General features: G+C 65.5%; 22 protein-coding genes. 11 read left to right on the forward strand and 11 right to left on the reverse strand.

The features are described from left to right. The first annotated feature begins 25 nt into the window (after positions 1 to 25). Both fdxA and HL671_RS05620 read left to right on the forward strand, forming a co-directional pair. A complete protein-coding gene (fdxA, locus tag HL671_RS05615; protein WP_012047284.1) occupies positions 26 to 364 on the forward strand; it encodes a ferredoxin FdxA in 339 nt (112 codons plus the stop codon). Positions 365 to 859: 495 nt separating this feature from the next. Continuing rightward, a complete protein-coding gene (locus tag HL671_RS05620) occupies positions 860 to 1,696 on the forward strand; it encodes a CarD family transcriptional regulator (protein ID WP_012047283.1) in 837 nt (278 codons plus the stop codon). A 672-nt stretch (positions 1,697 to 2,368) separates the two neighbouring features. On the opposite strand, the gene HL671_RS05625 is transcribed toward HL671_RS05620, so the two are convergent. Continuing rightward, positions 2,369 to 3,835: a M48 family metalloprotease gene (locus tag HL671_RS05625; protein ID WP_012047282.1), complete on the reverse strand. Its 1,467-nt coding sequence runs from the start codon at positions 3,833 to 3,835 to the stop codon at positions 2,369 to 2,371. A 49-nt stretch (positions 3,836 to 3,884) separates the two neighbouring features. After that, on the reverse strand, positions 3,885 to 4,574 hold the full coding sequence (locus tag HL671_RS05630) for a thermonuclease family protein (RefSeq protein ID WP_041751109.1): 690 nt from the start codon (positions 4,572 to 4,574) through the stop codon (positions 3,885 to 3,887). 309 nt (positions 4,575 to 4,883) lie between these two features. Between HL671_RS05630 and HL671_RS05635 the strand changes: the two genes are divergently transcribed. From HL671_RS05635 to HL671_RS05645, 3 genes are all read left to right on the forward strand, one after another. Continuing rightward, positions 4,884 to 6,068 (forward strand): ABC transporter substrate-binding protein, encoded by a 1,185-nt coding sequence (locus HL671_RS05635; RefSeq protein ID WP_172235886.1) that lies wholly within the window; start codon positions 4,884 to 4,886, stop codon positions 6,066 to 6,068. An 87-nt stretch (positions 6,069 to 6,155) separates the two neighbouring features. Beyond that, positions 6,156 to 6,950 carry an enoyl-CoA hydratase gene (locus HL671_RS05640; RefSeq protein WP_012047279.1) on the forward strand — a complete coding sequence of 265 codons (795 nt, stop codon included), beginning with the start codon at positions 6,156 to 6,158 and terminating at the stop codon, positions 6,948 to 6,950. 14 nt (positions 6,951 to 6,964) lie between these two features. Beyond that, positions 6,965 to 7,726 (forward strand): VOC family protein, encoded by a 762-nt coding sequence (locus HL671_RS05645; RefSeq protein WP_172235842.1) that lies wholly within the window; start codon positions 6,965 to 6,967, stop codon positions 7,724 to 7,726. Between the two features lie 42 nt (positions 7,727 to 7,768). On the opposite strand, the gene HL671_RS05650 is transcribed toward HL671_RS05645, so the two are convergent. From HL671_RS05650 to HL671_RS05660, 3 genes are all read right to left on the reverse strand, one after another. After that, a complete protein-coding gene (locus HL671_RS05650; RefSeq protein ID WP_012047277.1) occupies positions 7,769 to 8,575 on the reverse strand; it encodes an enoyl-CoA hydratase/isomerase family protein in 807 nt (268 codons plus the stop codon). Positions 8,576 to 8,730: 155 nt separating this feature from the next. Then, positions 8,731 to 9,888, reverse strand: a complete 1,158-nt coding sequence (locus HL671_RS05655; RefSeq protein WP_172235843.1) for an acyl-CoA dehydrogenase family protein — start codon at positions 9,886 to 9,888, stop codon at positions 8,731 to 8,733. A 22-nt stretch (positions 9,889 to 9,910) separates the two neighbouring features. Next, on the reverse strand, positions 9,911 to 10,975 hold the full coding sequence (locus HL671_RS05660) for an acyl-CoA dehydrogenase family protein (protein ID WP_012047275.1): 1,065 nt from the start codon (positions 10,973 to 10,975) through the stop codon (positions 9,911 to 9,913). Here HL671_RS05660 and HL671_RS05665 point away from each other — a divergent pair. Together HL671_RS05665 and HL671_RS05670 are read left to right on the forward strand one after the other, a co-directional pair. Then, complete coding sequence (locus HL671_RS05665) at positions 10,956 to 11,180, forward strand: hypothetical protein (protein ID WP_148221562.1); 225 nt, start codon at positions 10,956 to 10,958, stop codon at positions 11,178 to 11,180. The genes HL671_RS05660 and HL671_RS05665 overlap by 20 nt on opposite strands. Before the next feature lie 36 nt (positions 11,181 to 11,216). Beyond that, a complete protein-coding gene (locus tag HL671_RS05670) occupies positions 11,217 to 11,999 on the forward strand; it encodes an SDR family NAD(P)-dependent oxidoreductase (RefSeq protein ID WP_012047274.1) in 783 nt (260 codons plus the stop codon). A gap of 114 nt (positions 12,000 to 12,113) precedes the next feature. Here HL671_RS05670 and HL671_RS05675 read toward each other — a convergent pair whose 3' ends face one another. Both HL671_RS05675 and HL671_RS05680 read right to left on the reverse strand, forming a co-directional pair. Beyond that, entirely contained in the window at positions 12,114 to 12,380 is a 267-nt protein-coding gene (locus HL671_RS05675; RefSeq protein WP_172235844.1) for a GlsB/YeaQ/YmgE family stress response membrane protein, read from the reverse strand. 35 nt (positions 12,381 to 12,415) lie between these two features. After that, positions 12,416 to 13,012 (reverse strand): YidB family protein, encoded by a 597-nt coding sequence (locus HL671_RS05680; RefSeq protein WP_012047272.1) that lies wholly within the window; start codon positions 13,010 to 13,012, stop codon positions 12,416 to 12,418. A 202-nt stretch (positions 13,013 to 13,214) separates the two neighbouring features. Here HL671_RS05680 and HL671_RS05685 point away from each other — a divergent pair, with 202 nt between their 5' ends. Then, positions 13,215 to 14,711: a TadE/TadG family type IV pilus assembly protein gene (locus HL671_RS05685; RefSeq protein WP_172235845.1), complete on the forward strand. Its 1,497-nt coding sequence runs from the start codon at positions 13,215 to 13,217 to the stop codon at positions 14,709 to 14,711. Between the two features lie 211 nt (positions 14,712 to 14,922). Here the strand turns inward: HL671_RS05685 and HL671_RS05690 are convergent, their stop codons facing one another. Then, positions 14,923 to 15,618, reverse strand: a complete 696-nt coding sequence (locus tag HL671_RS05690) for a hypothetical protein (protein ID WP_012047270.1) — start codon at positions 15,616 to 15,618, stop codon at positions 14,923 to 14,925. Between the two features lie 348 nt (positions 15,619 to 15,966). On the opposite strand from HL671_RS05690, the gene HL671_RS05695 reads away from it, so the two are divergent. Next, positions 15,967 to 18,093: a phytoene desaturase family protein gene (locus HL671_RS05695; RefSeq protein ID WP_172235846.1), complete on the forward strand. Its 2,127-nt coding sequence runs from the start codon at positions 15,967 to 15,969 to the stop codon at positions 18,091 to 18,093. A 107-nt stretch (positions 18,094 to 18,200) separates the two neighbouring features. Next, positions 18,201 to 18,662: a hypothetical protein gene (locus HL671_RS05700; protein ID WP_012047268.1), complete on the forward strand. Its 462-nt coding sequence runs from the start codon at positions 18,201 to 18,203 to the stop codon at positions 18,660 to 18,662. Here HL671_RS05700 and HL671_RS05705 read toward each other — a convergent pair. Genes HL671_RS05705 through HL671_RS05715 form a run of 3 tightly spaced genes read right to left on the reverse strand, consistent with a single transcriptional unit; the run spans position 18,650 to position 21,168 of the window. Next, positions 18,650 to 19,594, reverse strand: a complete 945-nt coding sequence (locus HL671_RS05705; RefSeq protein ID WP_172235847.1) for a M28 family peptidase — start codon at positions 19,592 to 19,594, stop codon at positions 18,650 to 18,652. The two genes, HL671_RS05700 and HL671_RS05705, sit on opposite strands and share 13 nt — an antisense overlap. A 36-nt stretch (positions 19,595 to 19,630) precedes the next feature. Beyond that, the gene (locus tag HL671_RS05710) at positions 19,631 to 20,248 is read right to left on the reverse strand and encodes a fused MFS/spermidine synthase (protein WP_172235848.1); all 618 of its coding nucleotides are present in this window, start codon (positions 20,246 to 20,248) and stop codon (positions 19,631 to 19,633) included. Beyond that, the gene (locus HL671_RS05715) at positions 20,245 to 21,168 is read right to left on the reverse strand and encodes a spermidine synthase (protein WP_172235849.1); all 924 of its coding nucleotides are present in this window, start codon (positions 21,166 to 21,168) and stop codon (positions 20,245 to 20,247) included. Before HL671_RS05715 ends, HL671_RS05710 begins: the two co-directional genes overlap by 4 nt. Before the next feature lie 318 nt (positions 21,169 to 21,486). Between HL671_RS05715 and HL671_RS05720 the strand changes: the two genes are divergently transcribed. Beyond that, positions 21,487 to 22,536 (forward strand): alpha/beta hydrolase, encoded by a 1,050-nt coding sequence (locus HL671_RS05720; RefSeq protein WP_374050091.1) that lies wholly within the window; start codon positions 21,487 to 21,489, stop codon positions 22,534 to 22,536. Positions 22,537 to 22,555 lie beyond the last annotated feature (19 nt).

Genomic DNA, 22,555 nt, shown 5'->3' on the forward strand with positions numbered 1-22,555 from the left:
TTGTCGATCCGTTCCGGAGCCCTGGATGACTTACGTCGTCACCGAAAACTGCATCAAATGCAAATACACCGATTGCGTTGAGGTCTGCCCGGTAGACTGCTTCTACGAAGGCGACAACATGCTCGTGATCCATCCGGACGAATGCATTGATTGCGGCGTCTGCGAGCCGGAGTGCCCGGCCGACGCCATCAAGCCGGATACCGAGCCGGGGCTCGAGAAATGGCTCGGCGTGAACGCCGAATATGCCAAGGCCTGGCCGAACATCACCCAGAAGAAGGACCCGCCGGGCGATGCGAAGGAGCACGACGGCGAGGCCGGCAAGTTCGAGAAATATTTTTCGCCCAAGCCGGGCGCCGGCGACTGAGCAACCCGAGGCGGCGCGGCCAAGCCCTCATCGAGGCCTCGCCGAGAGATCACAGCCGAGAGGAATCCCGGCGCGCAAACAAAGGGGTAGGACGATTTTGCAGCCGGCGGGACGGCCGCAAAATTCTTCGAAACAAGCGCGCCTCGTTTAACCCTAACTTTGCGGATCCGTCACAATACCGCCCCTGCGCCCTCTAAATCATTGATTTTTGCGGGAAATGTGCTATATATGGCACATTCTCAGAGCCGAACCCGGCCATGCGTATACTTTTTTGGCCGCCCTTTTAGGTTCCCGCAACATCAAACAGGGGCGTGGCAGTTCCGCGCGCAGGCTGTGTCACAGAAAACGCGTAAAAAGAGTGCTTCCAAGAGTACCAAAAAAGCCGCCGCGGCCAGCCGCAGCGTTTCCAAGGGCCGTGCACGAGCTCCTGTAAAGGAGATTCGGGCTGCCGCAAAGGCCTCGGCTGCCAAGTCCACCAAGAACAAAAGAAGCGCAATGCCTGAAAAGACTGCCAAGACTGCCGCGAAAGCATCCGCCGCGAAGACCACTCTTGCAAAGGACTCTGTTGCGAAGACCGCAGCGAAGCCGGCAGCTGCGCCCAAGGCTACCAAGACGGCTATTCCTGCGGCTGCCGCCGCTGCCAAGGCCCCTGCCGCCGCCAAGCCGGCTCCGGCGCCCGCGGCTGCCGCTGCTGCTCCCCGGGTCGAGGAGAAGAAGTTGCCGACCCAGCGTCAGGGCTTCAAGACCAACGAATTCGTCGTCTATCCTGCTCACGGCGTCGGCCAGATCCTGGCCATCGAGGAGCAGGAGATCGCAGGCGCGAAGCTTGAGCTGTTCGTCATCAACTTCATCAAGGACAAGATGACGCTGCGCGTGCCGACCGCCAAGGTCGCCAATGTCGGCATGCGCAAGCTGTCCGATCCGGCGCTGGTCAAGAAGGCGCTGGAGACGCTGAAGGGCCGTGCCCGCGTCAAGCGCACGATGTGGTCGCGCCGCGCCCAGGAATACGAAGCGAAGATCAATTCGGGCGACATTGTCGCGATCGCCGAAGTCGTGCGCGACCTGTATCGTTCGGAGTCGCAGCCGGAGCAGTCCTACAGCGAGCGCCAGCTGTACGAAGCCGCGCTCGACCGTCTGTCGCGCGAGATTGCGGTCGTGCAGCACTCGACCGAAACCGAGGCCGTCAAGGAGATCGAGACGCAGCTCGCCAAGAGCCCGCGCCGCGGCGCCAAGACTGAAGCCGATGCGGTGGCCGAGGGTGATGCCGACGCCGAGGGCGATATCGATGATATCGACGGCGACGACAATGCCGTGGCCGACGAGGCCGCCTGATCAATCGTTAGCGCGTTTTCGAATTTGTTGCTTACGAAGGCCCGGCCGCAAGGTCGGGCTTTTTGTTTGGCGAGCGCGACGGCGGCCCATCGCCGCCCCCTCATGACCCTGGGGCGCGGTGCCGAGCCTTGCCTCGCGCGCCTGGAGCTTGTGGTCGGCCCTCCGGAAGCCCGGCTCAGGCTCAGAAGGGGCGGCAGGCGCCGTTGTGGGCTGCTCTGCGTCGACATGGAAACCCGGGCGCGAGGGCTCTGAGGACGCCCGCCTCGAGGCCGCGGAGCGGCGGCAGATGACGCTCTGGCTGCAGCGCTTGAGGAGGCCGGTTACCGAGGGCCAGCCCCATCGGGAGCTGTCGTCCACGAGGGACGGCAAGCCGCAGGCGATCTTGAGCCGGTCGTTCAAGCCAGGACGGAGGAGCAGGTGCTTCTGTGGCGACCGGAGGAAAATTCGTGGTGCGCCGCGCCGCCGACGCCCAAGCTGGCGTCAAGCGAATGATCGTCGAAATTGCGTCGCTGCAGGCCACAGGCTGGTCATTCACGGCATTTGTTCATTCAGGGGCGTCCAGACTAGCCCTCAGCGACCGCCGCCTGCACTGACCAAAGGCCGCCGCGCGACACAGCAGCATGTGCGCGGGCAGGGCAAGCCGTCAGAAACACGCCTGCCCGGCGGGCCGCGTCACTCCACCACGATCTTGACGCGGTCGCGGACCTTGACCTGGGCGCGGGCGTCGAGGCCGTTGAGAACGCGGAAGCGCTCGATCGGGCGGTCGACGCCGGACATCCGGTGCGCCAGCGACTCGACGGTGTCGCCCGGCTGGACCGTGATGACCTTGATGCGCAGCGGGCGCGCCGACTGCGATTCCTCAAGGCTGAGGCGGCGGAAGGAATTCACCGTCTCGCGCGCGTTGCGCTCGCTCTCGGTGCTCTTCTGGCGGGACGCGAAGATGAAGCGGTAGACGTCGCTGCCGACGCGCAGCGCATAGACCTTGAACTGCCAGGGGTCGCCGCTGGCCGTGGTCGACGCCGCCGGGAAGCCGTTGATGGTCAGCTCCTCGGTCGCTGACTTGTCGACATTCTCCATCCAGCCGGAGTTGAGATAATCGCCGAGCGTCTGCTGTGCGGGCACCCGCACGACGTCGAACCGCATCGCCTGGGCGCCACCTTCGCGCACGCCGATCACCGCCTGCGCGGTGTTGTCGAGGGTGAAGTTTTCGGGGGCCTGGAACGTGAAGCCCAGCTTGGGATGCAGGAACCGCCGCCCACGCACGAAGCCTTCGCTGGGGTCCTCGCCGAAGACGATATTGTCCACCGCGGCCAGATAGGTCTCGCGGTCGTGCTCCCTGGCCTCCGGCGAGACGTATTGTTTCGCAATCGCCGCCGCATTCTGCACCCGCTCCGGCGTCGCCGGATGCGAGGAGAGGAAATCCTGCGCGCGGGGGTCGATCGCGACCTTGCCGGCCTTCAGCTCGGCATTGCGCTCCATCGAGGTCAGGAACCGGGCCGCGCCATAGGGATCGAACTTGGCCTTGGCCGAGATGCCGACACCGATGCCGTCGGCCTCGAACTCCTGGGTGCGCGAGAAGCTCGCCATCGTCAGCTTGGTCTTGGCGAGCGCCAGCGCCGTCAGATCCGGATCATTGCTCATGTCCGACACGACGCGGGTGACGACCGCCGCCTGGCGCGCCTGGTCCTCGCGGATCGCGGCGTGACGCGCCAGCACATGCGCCATTTCGTGGCTCAGCACCGACGACAGTTCCGAGGTGTCGTTGGCAAGCGCGATCAAGCCGCGGGTGACGTAAAGCTGTCCGGTCGGCAACGCGAAGGCGTTGACCGCACCCGAGTTCAGGATCGTGACCTTGTAGCCCTGGTCGGGCCGGTCCGACGCGGCAACCAGCCGGTCGACGATACGGCTGATCAGGCCCTCGAGCTGGGGATCCTCATAGGCACCGCCGTAGGTTGCCAAAATGCGCTCGTGCTCGCGATCGCTGGCGGGCGTGCTCTGAACCATCGCCGGCTTCGGCCGCGGCGTCGGCATCGGCGCAGTCGCTTGCTGCAGCTTGCCCATGTCGCTGCAGCCGGCCAGCATCAAGCCGACGCACAGCAAAGCTGGTGCGATCCGCGAACCGCAGTTCACCATCGTCATGCGTGCACGAACAGACAGGTTCACGTCGCTACTCACGTACCTTCGCGGATCAGTTGCCGCTCAACATCTCGATCTGTGCGATCTGCGTCAGTTCCAGTCTCGGGCCTTGATGCGCCTCGATCCAACCGCGCACCCGAACCCGCCGATTCGCAAGTGATTTTGTGTCGATGCCGGCACCTTCCATTACCGGCATCATACGCTTTGGAATAATCACCGCGAAGCCCCGTGTCCAGTTACGCGCGAAGTTCAGATAAGTTGTTGTCCCTGTCTGTCGTACGGACAACACCTTCCCTTCGACAACCGTAAATAGCCCTGCGCGAGCCAAAATATCGTCTGGACTTTCCGCGTTTTTTATGACGGTCGGGGACGTCCAGAGTCCGCGCGACGCGATGCGCGCGTCTGCCTCCGCTGCAACCAGGGTGAGAGCGCAATCCCGGTCCTGAACATCGGTGCCACGCAGGACGCTGCCGCGCGCCAGCAGCTCGCCCTGGACCGTGCGCTCCTCCCCCGCCAGGAACGCGAAGGCCCGCTGGCGGCCATAGCGGTCCGGGGCATCGTCCTCGCCGCGGAGCACGACATCGCGATCGCGCAGCAGCGCGCCGAGGGTCGCGACGGCGGCCGCGGCATTGTCCGGCGGCGGCTCGATGCCGGCGAGCCTGACCTCGCGGCCATCAGCTAATCGGAAGCTGCGCGCATCGACGATCTCGGTGACGCGCCCCTCGCCCAAGGTCGCGAACATGCAGGGCGCCGCGCCGCTCGTCGTGATGGCCACTGACTGCGTCGCCAATATCAGGACGGCCCCGAGCCAATCTCTGTTGCGAAGTCCGCAGCGGATCGTCGACGCATTTGCCATGCTGCATGATGGCACTTTTCATCCATTCCATTAAGCGGAAAACCACGTTGCGCGATGGCACTTGTGAGTGCTTGCCGCTGAGATGCGCCTGCGCCATGATGCGAACTATCAACGAGGCTGCCGCCATGTAGCGGCATGTCCGGCAGGGAGGAATCGATGAACAGGTCCATTGGCGGCGCGGCTGCGTCGTTGTTCATGCTGGCGTCAGCGCTGACGCTGTCGGTCGGCGCGGCGCATGCGCAGAGCAAGCCGCCGCTGAAGATCGGCGGCATTCTCGACATGTCGAGTCTCTATGCCGACATCACCGGTCCCGGCAGCGAGACCGCGGCGAAGATGGCGGTCGAGGATTTCGGCGGCGAGGTGCTGGGACGCAAGATCGAGGTGCTCGCGGCCGATCATCTCAACAAGGCCGATCTCGCCGCCAACATTGCCCGCGACATGCTCGACAATCAGGGCGTCGAGATGATCTACGACGTCGCGGCCTCCGCCACCGCGCTCGCCGCTGGCGAGATCGCCAAGGCGCGCAACAAGATCATCATCTTCAACGGCCCCGGTTCGGTCCGGCTTTCCAACGAAGCCTGCGGCCCCTACACCGTGCACTACGTGTTCGATACGTTCGCGCAGGCCAACGTCACCGGCCTTGCGGCCGTGAAGTCCGGCCTCGATAGCTGGTTCTTCCTCACCGCCGACTACGCCTTCGGCCAGGACCTGGAGAAGGACACGACCGCTGTCGTGGTGAAGTCCGGCGGCAAGGTGCTGGGCAGCGTGCGGCATCCGCTCAATACGTCCGACTTCTCGTCCTTCCTGCTGCAGGCGCAGGCCTCCAAGGCCAAGGTAATCGGGCTCGCCAATGCCGGCGGCGATACGATCAACGCGATCAAGCAGGCCGCGGAATTCGGCCTCACCAAGGGGGGCCAGAAGCTGTCACCGCTGCTCGCTTTCGTCTCTGATATCGACAGCGTCGGGCTGGAGACCGCGCAGGGGCTGCTGGTCGCGGAGGCGTTCTACTGGGATCTCAACGACGAGACCCGCGCCTTCACGAAGCGTTTCATGGAGCGCACCAAGCGGGTTCCGACCTCGGCCCAGGCCGGCGTCTATTCGTCGGTAACGCACTATCTGAAGGCGGTGAAGGCGGCCGGCACCACGGATCCCGACGCCGTGATGAAGGTCATGCGGGCAACCCCGATCAATGACATGTTCGCCAAGGGCGGCCGGATTCGCGAGGACGGCCGCATGGTGCATGACATGTATCTGTTCGAGGTCAAGAAGCCCTCGGAGTCGAAGGCCAAGTCCGACGACTACAAGCTGCTTGCGACGGTGCCCGGCAACGAGGCCTTCCAGTCTCTGGAATTGTCGCGCTGTCCGCTGTTGAAAAAGTAGCAATCGCCATGGCGCGAAGCCGCCGGGCTCGCCGCAGGCGGGACTCGCGGCTCTTCGCATCGAGGGCCAACCCGGAGACGTTCCGTCATGACCACGAACACCACCGTGCTGCAGCATCTGGACGCCGGCCTGCTCACGATCACGATGAACCGTCCTGAGCGGCGCAACGCGCTCAACAGCGACATGACCAAGGGGCTCGTCGAGGCGGCGCATCGCGCGGCCGATGACCCGGAGGTGCGCGCGGTGCTTCTCAAAGGCGCCGGCGGCACCTTCTGCGTCGGCGGCGACGTCAAGGCGATGGCCGAGGCGAAGGGGGCGCCGTCGTTCGAGACCAAGGTGTCGACGTTGCGCGAGCGCATGGAGGTGTCGCGCTTGCTGCACCAGATGCAGAAGCCGGTCGTCGCGCAGATCGACGGCGCCGCTGCGGGCGCCGGCCTCTCGATTGCGCTCGCCTGCGATCTCCGCGTCGCCGCAGCCTCCGCCAAGATCACGACCGCTTTCGCCAAGGTCGGCCTGTCGGGTGATTTTGGCGGCACCTATTTCCTGACGCAGTTGCTCGGCAGCGCCAAGGCCCGCGAGCTCTATCTGACCTCCCCGATCCTTTCCGCGCAGGAGGCGCTGGCCCTGGGCATGGTGACGAAGGTGGTGCCAGACGCCGAGGTCGACGCCGCCGCGCGCGCCCTTGCGCTGTCGCTGGCGGAGGGACCGAGCGTGACCCTCGGCTACATCAAGCGCAACATCAACAATGCCGAGACGATGACCTTGGAGGCCTGCTTCGATGCCGAGGCGGTGCATCACTCGCGCTGCAGCGACACCGAGGATCACAAGGAGGCCGCAAAGGCCTTCGTCGAGAAACGGGCGCCAGTGTTCCGAGGCCGATAGGCCGGGCCGGCGCCATGATCGATCTCCATCTGCGCCAGATCTGTCTCGTCGCGCCGCGGCTCGCGCCGGTGGTGTCGGACATCGCGGCGATCATGGGCCTCGACGTCTGCTATCGTGATCCGCATGTCGGCAAATACGGGCTGGAGAATGCGCTGCTGCCCGTCGGGCCGATCCTGCTCGAAGTGGTGGCGCCGATCCGCGATGGCACCGCGGCGGGCCGCTTCCTGGAGAAGAGCGGCGGACGCGGCGGCTATATGGCGATCTTGACCTGCAAGGATCCGGACAGCCGGGCCGCTCGCGCCAATGCCATGGGCGTGCGGACCGCCAATGTCATCGATCATCCGCCCTATCATGGCGTGCAGTTGCACCCACGCGACTGCCGCGCGGCCTTCATCGAGCTCAATCACACCGCGGGAAGCGACGACCTGTTGGGCCCGTATCCGCCCGCGGGGCCGGATTGGACGCGAGCCATCCGCAGCGACGTGACCCGCGCGCTGACGGAGGTCGCGCTGCAGAGCCCCGAACCGGCGTCGCTGGCGGCGCATTGGGGCCGCATTCTGGACCTGGCCCCTGCAACGCGTGCCGACGGCGTCCAACAGCTGACGCTGCCGAATGCCCGCATCCGTGTCGAGCCGGGTGAGCGCGAGCTCATGAGCGGCCTGACGTTCCTCGTCGCGGACGCAGCGCGTGTCGCCGATGCCGCGCGGGCGCGCGGCTATCGGATGTCACATGATCGCTTCGAGATTGCCGGTGTGACCTTCACGCTCACCGCGTGAGCGCGTCTGCGAGTCGGGCCAGCCGCAGCACCGGCCCTCTGCTCACCGCCCCTTGAAATTCGCGAAGCGCCGTTCCTCGGTGGCCTTGACGCCTTCCTTGAAATCCTCCGTCGCGCGGAGCCGTGTCTGCTCGGCAAGCTCGTGCTCGGTGGCGGCCATCACCCGGTCGGCGAGGCCGGCGCGCATCGTGGCGCGGGTCGAAAGCAGGCCGAGCGGGGCGCATTCGGCGATCTCTGCGGCGAGCTTCATGGCGGCTGTCCGCACCTGGTCCTGCGGCACGCATTCATTGGCGAGCCCCATTTTATAGGCGTCCTCGCCGGTGACGCGGCGGCTGGTGTAGAACATCAGCTCGGCGTTGTTCTTGCCGATCAGCTCCGGCAAGGTCACCGTCAGTCCGAAGCCCGGATGGAAGCCGAGCTTGGTGAAGTTGGCCGAGAAGCGTGCTTCCGGGCAGGTGACACGGAAATCGGCCGACACCGCGAGGCCCAGCCCGCCGCCGATCGCCGCGCCATGGACGGCGGCCACGATCGGCTTCTTGCAGCGGAAAATGCGCACCGCCTGCATATAGAGATGGTTGATCGGTCCGAGACTGTCGGCCGGGTCGCCTTTTGCCTCGGCTGCCTCCTGCGCCTGCCGCGCCGGGTCGGTGAAGTTGGCGCCGGCGCAGAACGCCTTGCCCTGCGCCGCCAGCACCGACGCGCGGATCTCGATGTCGCGGTCGAAGCCCTCGAGCGCATCCGCGATCTGGTTGATCAGCGAAATGTCGAAGAAGTTGAGCGGCGGCCGGCGGATCTCGATCAGGCCGACATGGCCGTGGATCTCGACGCCGATGTCAGGAAAGTGGGTCATGTGGGGATCTCCAATTCTGCTTCTCGGGGCGTCATTGCGAGCGAAGCGACGCAATCCAGAGTCCTTGCTCGGTCCTGGACTGCTTCGCATCGCTCGCAATGACGGAGTGTGTTGTCGATGCTGTCAGCTTGCGATAGCCAGGATGCGACCCGGCCTCACCTCAGCCCCAGCCCGCGCGCGATGATGCCGCGCAGCACCTCCGTTGTGCCACCCTGAATGGTGAGCTTCGGCGCGGTACGGATCGCAAAGCTCAGCTGGTTCTCCAGCGTCTCGCGATTGCCCGCCTCCTCCTCGACAAAGGCCGCGAGATCGCGCACGCGGTGCGGCAGTTGCTGCTCCCAGATCGTGCCGACATCCTTCACGATCGAGGCCTCCACCACCGGCTCCTTGCCGGCCTGCAGCATGCCGGCGACCGAGACCGACATCCGACGCATCGTGTGCAACTGCGCCACCAGGCGGCCGATGCCCTCCGCGCCACGGGTGTCAGGATCAGGACCCACGGCGCGCACCAGCTCGGTCAGCACATAATAGGTTTCAAGGAAGCGTTCAGGCCCCGACCGTTCATAGGCGAGCTCCGAGGTCGCCTGCTTCCAGGCGCCGTCGATCTCGCCGAGCTGATGATCGTCGGGCACGAACGCGTCGGTGAAGACGACCTCGTTGAACTCCTTCTGGCCGGTGATCTGTCCGATCGGGTTGACCTTGATGCCCGGCGATTTCATGTTGACGAGGAACTGCGTCAGCCCGTGGCGCCGGTTTTCCTTGGTCGCCGGCGAGGTCCGGAAGATCGCGATCATGTAGTCGGCCATGTGCGCCGACGTGGTCCAGATCTTCGAACCATTGATCAGCCAGCCGCCCTCGGTCCTGGTCGCGCGGGTCTTGGCGGCGAACAGGTCCGAGCCGGAATTGGGCTCGCTCATGCCGATGGCGAAGCACAATTCGCCGCGGCAGATCCGCGGCAGGATGTCCATCTTGATATGTTCGGGCGCATAGCGCAGCAGGATCGGCCCGCTCTGGCGGTCGGCGACGAAGAAGCGGCGCACCGGCGCGTTGGCGACCCGCATCTCCTCGGTCACCACGTAGCGCTCCAGGAACGAGCGCTCGTGACCGCCATATTTTTTCGGCCAGGTCATACCGATCCAGCCACGCTCGCCAACCCGCCGCGAGAACTCGCGGGCATCGGCATCCTCGCGCAGCGGCTGGAACGGGTTGAACGTGCCGGCTGCGATCTCCTCGGCGAGAAAGGCGCGCACCTCCTTGCGCAGTTCCTCGCATTCGGGCGGCAGACGGATCGGATCGAAACGGAGCGCGGTCATCGGCTATCCTTCTCGTTTCGTTTCAGCGTGATGCGACCAGGGGCCACAGCTCGTCGGCGCCGCGCGCAGCGATGCGCCGGCCGAGCGCGACGGCCCAGTGGCTCTCGGAGCCGAAATCGTCGCGCCAGGCCAGCGCGCGCAGCGAGAACCGGTGCAGGATGTGCTCGGTGGTGAAGCCGATCGCGCCGTGCACCTGGTGGGCGATCGCGGCGCCTTTTTCGGCCGCCTCGGCACAGCGAATCTTCGCCGATGCAGCCTCGAGAAACACGGCGTCGTCGAAGGCGCCGCTGCGGGCGATCGCATCGGCCGCCGAGGTCGCGGCGGCGTTGGCGGCCGCAGCCTCGCCGGCCAGCCGTGCAAGGTTATGTTGCACCGCCTGGAATTTGCCGATCGGCTTTTCGAACGCGACACGCTCGCCGGCATAGGTGACGCTGATCTCGAGCAGCCGGTCGAGCGCGCCGGCGATCTGCAGGCCGCGCACGACGCCGCCCATCAGCATCATGTTGTCCTGATCGAAGCCGGCGGGCGCCGAACGGATGGCCACCGGAGCCATCCTGTCGAAGATGACGGTGTCGCTAGGATCGTTGGCGAGCGACAGGCCGGGCTCGATGCGCAACTGGTCCGCCGCGACCAGCGCAATCGAGACGCCGTCATCGCCATGGGCGACCACCGCGACGTGTCTTGCCGCTTTGGCGAACGCGACGCCACGGGCGCGGCCGGACAGCGTGCCGTCGGCGCCGAGCGCGATCCTGTCGTTCGGGCGCGCGGGCGCGATCGTCATGCTGCCCTCGGGCGCAGCGATGCCGCCTTGTTGCAGCAGCCAGCCGGCCAGCAGCGTCTCCGCCAGCGGCACCGCGACGGCGAAACGGCCGGCAGCATTGACGACCGCGAAGCCGTCGGCGAGATCGGCACCGGCCCCGCCGAGCTCCTCGGCGACCCATGCGAGCGGCAGGCCGGCCTCGCTCAGCGCCTGCCACAGCGGTAGCCGCCAGCCGCCGTTCTTGTCGTGATTGATCGTCTGCGGATCGGCGAGATCAGCGAAGATCTTCTCCGCGGTCGCGACCACGATGTTCTCAGCTTCCGCCACGGCGTTCCTCGTCCTGATTATTCGACCTTGTTCGACCTCGCTGCAGCACGAGATCCGCGTCGGTCGTTTGCCCGGCATGATGAGCGCAAGCGGCGATGATGACAAGCGCTGGCGCCGCAACGCCGTGCCCGCGCGCCGCATGGGCTGCGTTGATTTCCGCGTTGCGGAGATTGCAGCGATTTGCACGGCACCAGAACTTGGCTAAGAAGGCAGCCGGATCAGATGAGAGGGAGAGGCCGGCATGCCGACCAAGGGTCTTTGCGCGATCGTGACGGGTTCGGCATCGGGTCTCGGGGCCGCGACCGCGCTCTTGCTGGCGAAGGCCGGCATGCGCATCGTCGTCAATTATTCGAACAGCAAGACCGAAGCCGAGCAGACGGCGGATCTCTGCCGCACGGCGGGCGCCGACGTCGTCGTGGTGCAGGGCGACGTGTCGCGCGACGAGGACTGCAAGACCATCGTCGCGGCGGCCGCGCCCTGGGGACGGCTCGATGCGCTCGTCAACAATGCCGGCACCACCAAGCATGTCCCGCACGATCAGCTGGATGGCCTGTCGGCCGAGGATTTTCAGCGCATCTACGCGGTGAACACGATCGGTCCGTTCCAGATGATCCGCGCGGCGCGTCCGCTGCTCGAAGCCGCCGCCAAGGCGAGCGTCCGCGCCTCCGCCGTCGTCAACGTCTCCTCGGTCGCAGGCATCAGCGGCATCGGCTCCTCCGTGGCCTATGCCGCCAGCAAGGGCGCGCTCAACACCATGACCTTGTCGCTGGCGCGCGCGCTGGCGCCGTCGATCCGCGTCAACACCGTCTGTCCTGGCTATATCGACACGCCCTGGTTCACCAAGGGCCGTGGCGAGGCCGGCGCCAAGCAGGTGCGTGATGCCGTGGTCGCGCGCGTGCCGCTGCGCGCCGCGTCGACGGCAGAGGACATCGCGCAGCTGGTCGCGTTCCTGGCCACCCCGGCATCGGGGCACATGACCGGCGAGGTCGTGCGTATGGATGCCGGGATGCATCTGGTCGGGTAGTCGTTGCGAGCAGCCGAGACAGTCCAGCTCTTAGACGCTGGATTGCTTCGGCCGATGCCGTTCGCGCGCCGGCGCACACGTCGCTTTCGTCCGCAATGACGGGCGACGTCGGCGCTACCCGTTGAAATCGCGGACCTTGCCGCTGGCGACCAGCCGGTTCCACACGAACAGGACGACGATGGCGCCAATGGTCGCCGTGATGTAGCCGGCGCCCTCGTCTGGGCTGTAGTGGCCGATCGTCTGCCCGATCGCGGTGGCGACGAACGCGCCAACGATGCCGAGCACGACGGTCAGAATGAAGCCGGAGGGATTGTTAGGCCCTGGCGAGAGAATCCGCGCGAGGAAGCCTGCAACCAGCCCGACGATGAGAATGTGCAACACGAGTCCTGTCCTTCCCGTCACGTCATCCAGGATCGTCAGATCCGGCCTGCGAGCTCATGCTCGGTCGGCAGCCGTCCGTCCGGCGTCAGCTGATCGATCACCTTCGGCAGGTACTGGCTCAGCCCGTTCAGCAGTTCGTCCCGCGACAGACCACTCTGCGCGGTGAGCTGATCGAGCTGGTCGGCGCCGAGTGCGTTGGCGAGGTCGCCGGGCGAGATCGGCTTGTTCTCACCGGGCGAAACCCAGGAATTGGCGGTGTCGCCGTGGCCGTTCTCCTGGAATTGCCGCAGCAGATCGCCGAGGCCGCCGGACAGCACGCTGCCTGCTGCACCACCGGCCAGCAGGCCGCCAAGTCCTCCGGCGAGAATGTTGCCAAGTCCGCCGCCAAGTCCCCCGCTAAGCCCGCCGCCAAGCGGCCCGCCCTGACGGCCGGTCGGCTGCGGCGGCGGAACCGGCGCAGGCGCCGCATTGGGCTGCTGATTGCCTTGCGAGAAGTGCTTCACCGCCTTCCACGCCAGCAGCGCGAGGATGGCCATCGTCATCGGCGACATGCCGCCGTTCTGCTGCGTGGTGGGGTGACTCGGCCCATGCGGGCCGTTCTGCATGCCGTTCAGGATATCGAGTAGACCCATGATCCGCCTCCTGCGCCCCGCACGTAAAAATACTGATTGGAGATGACGGTTACAAGGCGCTTACGGCAACTCGATTGCATCGGCCGCAATTCTACCGGAAGGCCGCGCAAGGCCAGCCGTGTCGGTGATCGGCTTAACTTCAGGACAACGTGCCGCATGACCTGTGTCCGTGAACAGCCCTTCACGGACAAAGGATATCAGCATGTCGTCCGCGTTCCGCGGTTTCCTGCAACAGGCGCTGCGTCTTGGCCATGACGAGCGTGCCAACATATCCATCATCTTCGCGATGGCGCTGCTGCCGATCCTGAGCGCGATCGGCTGCGCGGTCGATTATACCCAGGCGACCCGGTTGCGCAGCAAGCTGCAATCAGCCGCGGACGCAGCCAGCGTCGCATCGATCTCGCAGCAATCGCTCGGCTATAATGCGGCGCTGCAGATGACCAGCGACGGCACGGTTCAAGTCGCGGTCGAAGAGGCGACCAAGCTCTTCAACGGCAACGCCGCCAACAGTCTCGGCTATACCAACCTGTCGCTCAACGCGCAGGTCACGAAAACGGGCGTGAAGCTCGCCGCGACGGTCGCGTTTTCCGCCGACGTGCCGACCACCTTCATGACGGTCGTGGGCTACCGCAAACTGACGGTGACCGGCACCTCCAAATCGACCTCGTCGCTGCCGCCTTATCTGGACTTCTACCTGATGCTGGACGTCTCCGGATCGATGGGCCTGCCATCGACCGACGCGGAGCAGACGCGCCTGGCCGCGATCAATCCCGACAACTACAAGCAATATCCGAACGGATGCACCTTTGCATGCCACTTCACGAGCGCGAGCTCCTGTCCGGCCGCGAACCAGAAGTACAATACCAACGGCTCTTGCATGGGCTATCCGATGTCGCGGGTCAGCTATAGCGGTGTCAAGAAGCTGTTGACGAGCAATGGCGGCAAGCTCCCGAGCTCGCTCCTGTCGAGCCTCGCCGCGGTCACCTCGTGCCCGACGGATGGCTCCGATGCCTGCATTCAGCTGCGTGCGGACGCGGTCGGCGCGGCCGTGCAGCAGCTCCTAGTGACGGCGAACGCGACCCAGAAGACGCCGAATCAGTTTCGCATCGGCCTCTATCCGTTCGTTCGCTATCTCTATGCCTATTCGCCGCTGACGGCGAGCATCAACGGCTCTCCGACGACGCCCGGTACGATCAATTACGCCGCGGCCAATCTCGCAAGTCAGCTCGATACCGGGGCCAATGCCAGCCTGGGCTCGGGCGGCACTCATTTCGAGAACGCCTTCCCGACGATGAACGGCATCATCACTTCGGTCGGGGACGGCAGCGCGTCCAACAAGACGCAGCCTTACGTCTTCCTGATCACCGATGGCGCGCAAAATCCGCAAGTCTATTGGAACGGATCATGGTCGGGCAGCAATTCGGCGACGACCATGGACACGTCGAAATGCACCACGCTGAAGAGCCGTGGCATCATCGTGTCCGTGCTCTACATTCCCTATCAGCCGATCCAGAATCCGACGAGTTTCGCCAATTCCGAGGATTTCTACGCCAACGCCAACATTCCCAAGATTCCGCCGAGCCTGCAGGCCTGTGCGTCACCCGGCTATTTCTATACTGCGAATTCGCCGGCGGACATCACGGCGGCGCTGAACGCGATGTTCAACCACGCGCTGGTCACGGCTCACATCACCAATTGAGTGTCAGGGAAGGGTTGAGCGGTCAGCGCAGCGCGCTCGCGTCACGTTGCGAACTGAGACGCTGCTGCGCGCCGGCTCCGACGCGGGGCCATGGCAGCTGGTGCGGACAGAACAGGGTGGCTCAGGACCTGACCTCAGGACATAGCCTCAGGACTTGGCCAAAATACTTGGCCAAAATACTTGGCCTCGGTACCCGGCGTCAGCACCGGGCTCAGTACTTGGCGTCGGCGCGCTTGGGGGCTTTGCCGGCCGCGACTTGTCCCTGGCCAGGCCCGCTGAAAATCTTCTTCAGCTCGCCGAGCTTCTCCGAGAGGACCGGGAAGTTGCAGGAGAAGGAGTCCCTGATGACGCCCTTGGCGCATTGCGCCGCTTTCACACGCGCCCGTGCTTCAACCGTCGAGCCCGGAGGCGTCCCGGCCTGTGGCGGCCGGGCCGGCCGCTGTGGCGGCGTCGCAGGGATCGCTGGCTTCGGCGGCTCGATCGCAGCCCGCGCTGTCATGTCCTTGAGAGATGTCGGCTGCAGGTCCTGCGGCTGCGGCCGCGTCATCATCGCCGAGCTCATATTGGCATGGCGCTGCCGCTCGAGATATTGCGTGTACTGCTGATCGATGAACTTTTGCTCGTCGGGAGTCGGATTGGGACCGGCGATGTCGAAGCTGCGATCCTGCATGAAGTCGTAGTAGACGTAGCCGCCGCCCGGTTTCCGTCTCCCGGCAAATTTCGCGTTGCATTGTGCGAGCGCAGCCGTCTTCTCTTCTTTGGTCGCGGACTTCTCGGCCGCGTCGGCGCATTCCTCGAAGTCCGACGGAGCGCGACTCCACCATTGCGCTTGCGCGCGTTCAGGTTGAATCGCGGGCAGGCAACTCAATGCAGCAAAGACCAGAATTGGCAGGCGGGGTGGATACACGAACGGCTTCCTCAGCGTGTCCCGCCTCAGATGACGGGAGATTGTCGCCAATTTGCGGCGGGGTGTCTCTCTGATGTTGCGCAATTTCCGGCTTTCTTCGTGGCGGACTCGAGTTCCGTGATCTTGTTGCCACAGTTGAGCGGCGCCGGAGCGGCACGACGCGCCTGAATCGTTCCTTGCTGTGGCGGCGGTACGATAGGGAGCACCCTTCTACCATTTTTATCACGTCTCGGTTGATGAACGAATCTTGACGCTGGAAAGATTTGCGTTGACCTGCGCTGGAGCTCGTTCTAGGTTATCTTGACAATGGAAAGATATGTCGCGGCGTCGCGCCGAAGAGAGGCTGGTATGAAGGTATTCCTCACCATCAAGCTCGCGCTGCTGCCATTCGTCGTGTTCTGGGCTGTGCTCGCCTGGCAACAGCCTGCCTGGGCGGTCTGGTCGGGCCTCGGCCTGTCCCTGGCCGGCAATCTCTGGCGCGCCTCTCGCGCGGAGCTTGCCCCGCTGGAACTCGGCGGCCTTGCGCTGTTCGTTCTGCTGGGAATCGCCAACGACGTGGCGCCGAGCTGGACGGCTGCCAATGCATTATGGCTGTCCCTTGCGGGTCTCGGTGGGATCAGCTTCGTTTCGCTCGCGGTTGGCCGTCCCTGGACGGCGGATTACTCGCGGGCGAGCTACGCGGACAGCGCGTCGACGCCGCAGTTCCAGCTCATCAACATGCTGATGACGGGACTCTGGGGCATGCTGTTCCTCGTGCTCGGCCTGTGCCGGTGGGCCGGCGTGTCGTCTTGGATCACGACCGCGATCGTGGTCGGCGGTGCGCTGATCTCGATTTTCGGTCCGCACTTTGCGATCCGCCAAGCCTTGATGCGGATGCGGGCCTCACGCGAGGAGTGCCATTGGCCGGCTCCGAGCTTCTCCGAATCCTCGACGATCGATTGCGACGTCGCGGTGATCGGTGCCGGCATCGGCGGGCTCACCGCGGCAGCGCTGCTCGCCGACGCTGGACTGAAGGTGAAGGTGTTCGATCATCACGTCGTGCCCGGCGGCTTCTGCCATAGCTATCTGCGCAAGGCCCATCACGACAACAAGCCGGTGCTCTACCGCTTCGATGCCGGGCCGCATGACTTCTCCGGGGTCTGGCCGGGCGGGCCGGTCGATAGCGTCTTGCGCCGGCTTGGCGTCGCCGACCGGATCCAATGGAAGCGCGTTACTCATTCCTACCGCCTGCGCGGTCGCCGCATCGACGTCCCCGCGGATTGGCGCGCTTATGTCCGGCTGCTGTGCGAGATGTTTCCGGCCAGCGCAGACGGGCTCGTCAAACTCTTCGATACGATCCATGCGATCTTCGAGAGCATGTACGCGACCGGGCGCGGCCGCAGCGGCATTCCCGGAATGCCGGAAACGCTGGAAGAGCTGCTGGCCTTCCCGCGCAAGCATCCGCAGGCCTTTCGCTGGATGAGCCGGCCGTTCGACGACCTGGTCGCCGCGCATGTCTCGGATCCGGAGCTGATTGCCTATCTCAACGCGTTGTCGGGCTATCTCGGCGACGGCAGCGAGCGACTGAGCTGCGCGCAGATGGTCCCGATCTTCGGCTATTATTTCAAGGGCGGCTTCTACCCGGTCGGCGGCTCCGGTCGGTTGGCCGACGTGCTGACGGAAGCGATCACCGCGCGCGGCGGCGAGGTGCTGCTCAAGTCCAAGGTGACGCGCATCCTGGTCGAGCAGGGCCGTGCCGCCGGCGTGGCGCTCGGCGATGGCCGCACCATCCGTGCGCAGGCCGTGATCTCCAACGCCGATCTCGGGCGCACCTTCACGGAACTCCTGAAGCCGGACGATCTGCCGGCCGCCTTCCGCGCGCGCGCCGCCGCGATCCTGCCGGCGAACTCCTGCTTCTCGGTGCATCTCGGCCTGGATGTCGTGCCGGAGATCGCGCCAGCCACGCATCTCGATACGCCGATGGGGGTGGGCCTGGCGGTGATGTCCAAGCTCGATCCCTCCGCGGCGCCGGAGGGGCATGCGACGATGACGATCATCAGCCTGCTGACGCATGAGGAAGCCAAGGCGTGGTTTCCGGACGAGGGCGGCGACGACTGGAAGAACTGGCGGCGCTCGCAGGCCTATGACGCGCGCAAGCAGCAGCTCGGTGATGCCATGGTCGCGGCCGCCGAGACCATCATTCCCGGCCTCTCGCAACATATCGTCTACCGGACGGACGCCAGCCCGGTGACCTATGCGCGCTACGATCTCGCCAAAGCCGGCTCGATCTACGGTGTGGCCCGTGCGGGCAGGCTCAAGGGCGCCAAGGCGCCCGTGCGCGATCTCGTCATTGCCGGAGGCGGCAATGCGGGGGCGGGTGTCGAGGCCGTGGTGATTTCCGGCGCCGAGGCGGCCGAGGCCCTCGTGCCCGGCCTGTTGGCGCGCAAGCAGGCCATGCCGACTCAACGGCCAACGCCCGTGCTGGCGATCGCCTGAATGTATTTTGGATGGCTGTGGAGCACAGATCTCCACCGTTGTCTCGCGCCATGCGCGAGACTGTCGTCGATGGCACGCTATACTAAGTCCGGCCAGCTTGCGGGGGGATGGCCGTGCGATACCGTCACAGACAATGGGGCCTGGTCGCCATTGCGACATGTCTCGGATCGGGCGCGCTTGGCGCGGTGCTGCTGTGGAATGCGGGCCATGGCATCGTCGCCGCCGGGTTGCTCGCGACCGAGCTGGTGATCGCGCTGCTGTTCGCGTCGCTGACGGTGGAGATCGGCGACGGCGAGCTGTGCTGGTTCTTCGGCCCCGGGCTGTGGCGCTACCGCGTGCCGCTCGACGCCATCACCGAGATCGCGGTCGTGCGCAACAAATGGTGGCATGGGCTCGGGGTCGGCATCGTCTCAGGAGTCCGATTCTACACCGTATCCGGACTCGACGCGGTCGAGCTGCGGCTTGTGCACGGCCATGTGCGTCGCATCGGCACCGACGATCCGCACGGTCTCGCCGCGGCGATTCGCGGCGCGCGGTCGGCGCAGCGGCGCGCCGCTCAGGGGGCGTAGAGATAGCGCAGCAAGGTGCGGCCGACACTCTCCAGGCTCTGGGCCGAGCACTGCTCGATCGTATCCTGGGTGGTGTTGAAATAGGGTTCGTAGTCGAAGTCGATGACCAGGAAGCTCGGAATGCCGGCCGCCTGCAGGGCGGTGTGGTCGTCGCTGATCGGGAAGGTGGTCGGCTCGGGCGAGAAGGCCGACGGCGCGATGCGGCTGCCGATGCTCCAGAACTTCTTGACCTCGGGCAGGGCCGAGGTCAGTGAGGACGGCTCCGGCTGCAGCTTGAGGTCTTTGTCGCAGACCATGTCGAAATCGACCGCCTTCTCCGGCTTGCGCGACGGATAATAGTCCTTCAGGTGCGCGGCGAAATGCGGCGAGCCCAAAGCACGCCAGGCCGGATCGCCCGCGCCCAGCGATTTCGGACCTTCCTCGCCGTCGAAGAAGATCATGTCGATGCCGACATCCAGCTTGGGCGACAGCGACAGCACGCGCGCCGTCTCCAGCAGCAGCGCCACCGCCGAGGCGGAGTTGTTGGCGCCGGGCATCGGCGCGTCGGGCGATTTCGGATCGCGATAGGCCTTGATGATGCTGTCGTAATGGGTCGCGACGATCACGCGGCGCGGATTCTGGATCTGGAAGCGGGCGATGATGTTGGTGAGCGGGATCGCCTTGCCGTCATCTGCCTTGGCGGTGAAGCTTTGCGTCAGCACTGCATCGGCCGCGCTCTTGGCCATCGCCGCCTTGATGTAGTCGATCGTCTTCTGGTGGCCCGGCTCGCCCATCGAGCGCGGCGTGAATTGCAGCAGATCGGCAATGTGCGCCATCGCGCGCTGGCCGTCCCACAGCTCGATCTGCGGCTCGGCCGCGCGTGTGGCAGGCGGGGTCAGCAGCACCACCGCCGCGGCCGCCAGGGCGGCGAGGCGAGGCCAGGACTCAGTCATCGACTCAGTCATCGCAAAGCTCTTCAATGATAAATGTCAGGACGTCTTCTTGCCGAAGGGGATGAACGGGATGGCGGCGCAGCCGGCCAGGATCACGGCGAAATAATAGGTGATCGCGCGCGAGCCGATGGTGGGGATCAGCGCGAAGGTCGTGACCAGCGTGCCGACGACATTGCCGATGGTGGAGACGCCGTAGACGAGGCCGGCGACGCGGCCGGCTTCGCCGGCCGAGCGGGTCAGCAGGCTGACCGCGATCGGCGAAAACGTGCCGAGCAGCGTCAGCGGCACCAGCAGCAGCGCTGTCGCGGCCATCAATGTCGCCGAAGGGCCATCACCGATCGTGTCGAGAATGTCGGCCATGACGGTGTCGGCGGTCGCCGGCACCAGCGCCATATAGGCCGCGGCGATCAGGATCATGGTGCCGATGGTGCGCGTCGTGGGCTGGCGGTCGACGATGGCGCTGCCGGCGAAATAGCCGATCGCCAGCGCGCACAGCACGGTCGAGATCAGGCTGGCCCAGGCGCCGATGCCGCTGCCGAAATAGGGATTGAGATAGCGGCTGCCGAGCATCTCGAAGCCCATCAGCACGCAGCCGACCAGGAACGAGCAGATATAGATCGCCAGCAGGCCTGCGCGGGAGACCGGTTCGCTCACGGCAGCTTCCTGTTGTGGCGCTCGATGCTCTTGAGCGCTTCGACCGGCGCGAAATCGTCGGTCAGCACTTTGGCCTTGGCATCGATCACCTGGCCGTTGTCGATGTCGACGCGCTTGCGCTGTGCCAGCATGTCGGCGAGCTTGTAACGGAAGCCGAACTCGTTGTCGCGCTCCTGGGCGATGGCCGCCAGATCCTCCGGCTTCCGCTCGTCACCCGGATAGGCGACCATCACGATGTTGCCGCCGGCTTCGTAGAAGTCGACCTGCGGGAATACGCTGTGAATGGTCTTGACCGCGGCATCGAACAGCATGGTCGAGGGTTCGACGTTCTGCGCCACCACGCCGCCCTCGGCGAGATGGTCCTTGATCAGCTGATAGAATTCCTTGGTCAGCAGGTGGAACGGCACGAACGGCCCGCGATAGGCGTCGATCAGGATGATGTCGTAGCGCTCCTTGGATTCCTGCACGTAGAGCCGGCCGTCGCGGTTGACGACATGGAAGTTCGGCTCTTCCTTGATGCCGAAATATTTCTTGGCCAGCTCCAGCACGGTCGGGTCGAGCTCCACCGACGTCACCTGCACCTTGGGCAGGAAGCGATGGAGGTACCAGGCGGTGCGGCCGCCGCCGAAGCCGATTTCCAGGATCGAGCGGACGTCCTTGGCGTACATCACGCTCGCCGTCATGAAGCGGGTATAGTCGACCGGCAGGTCGAGCTCGTCACGGGTATTGTAGACGCTCTCGGTATAGATGCGCCGGTTGTGACCGAAGGTCATGCTGCGGTAAGGCGCCTGCTCGTAGACATAGATGTTGTTGTAGAGGGACTCCTTGGACTCCAGGAGATTACGGGTGTCCTGCGCGCTTGCGGCGGCGATGGAGACGAGTCCTGCGAGTGCGCCTGAGATGACCGACCGGATGAGCATCGACTTGACTGTTTCCCTCAGCTGAATGGAACGGGCATAAACGGCTGCCAACATTGCGTCGCGAGACAGCCGCCCCTTGAGGCCACGCGCTGCGCTCAGGCACGACCAATACGGCGATCCCGAGGCCGGTTCCATGCTGGCGCCGCTCTCTTAGACCATCGGCAGTCTCCCGGATAGTCAAACCGCCGCCGCCAACGGGGCTGTGATCGATCCGCAAGACCGGTCACAGCCCAGTCGCAACTGATGTCAGGTTCCCGTCGGCAGCGTATGGTCGCTCGGGGAGACCGTTCTGCCCCTCGTCAGGTCCAAGGAGGCCGCATGACGTCGTCGAAATGGGCGCTGATGGGCTTGTTGGGGGTCCTGCTGTTCGCCGCCGTGGCGCTCGGTCGCCTTGCCGTCGCGCAGGACGAGACAGCACCGAACCGCCGGCCGGTCGCGATCGTCGCCGATCAGCGCTTTGCCGTGGGCGACCGCGGCGTTCTGCCGCTTTATGTGTCCAGGCCATGGACCGAGACGCTGCCCGACGTCACGCGCGCCGTCGTGGTGCTGCATGGCCGGCTGCGCAACGCCGACGCCTATTTCGAAACGGCCAAGAAGGCCCAGGCTGCGGCCGGCGCCGCGGGCGCGACGACGCTGCTGATCGTGCCGCAATTTCTGGCCCAGGCCGATGTCGAGTTTCATCACCTGCCCGCCGACACCCTGCGCTGGACCCTGACCGGCTGGCAGGGCGGCGACGCGGCGCTCGGGCCGCAGCCGGTGAGCTCGTTCGAGGCGCTGGATGCGATCCTTGCCCAGCTGGCGAATCGCGCGCTGTTCCCGGCCTTGACCGACGTCGTGATCGGCGGCCATTCCGGTGGCGCGCAGGTGGTGCAGCGCTACGCCATTGGCGCCCGCGGCGGGGCGGCGCTGGCGCAGCAGCACATCGCGGTGCGCTATGTGGTCGCCAACCCTTCTTCTTACGCTTATTTCTCGGCCGAGCGGCCGGAGCCGGCGATCGCCGCGGCCTGCCCCGGCTATGACAGCTGGAAGTTTGGCATGGTCGATCGCCCGCCCTATCTGGCAGGCGCCACCCCCGCCGAGCTCGAACGGGCCTATATCGCGCGCAACCTGATCTATCTGCTCGGGACCCGCGACATCGATCCGCACCATCCTGCCCTCGACAAGAGCTGCATGGCCGAGGCGCAGGGGCCGACCCGCTACGTGCGCGGCCATGCCTATGCCGCGATGATGTCCGCGCGACCCGGCGGCACCCCGCATCACCGGCTGTGGGACGTCAACGGCGTCGGCCACAATGGCGACAGGATGTTCACGTCGGCCTGCGGGTTGCAGGCGCTGTTTGACCTGCCGGGCTGTGCGGAAAGCCAATGATCCAGCCGCCCCTTGGCAC

Source organism: Bradyrhizobium denitrificans (assembly GCF_013179005.1).
Classification (GTDB): Bacteria; Pseudomonadota; Alphaproteobacteria; order Rhizobiales; family Xanthobacteraceae; genus Bradyrhizobium; species Bradyrhizobium denitrificans.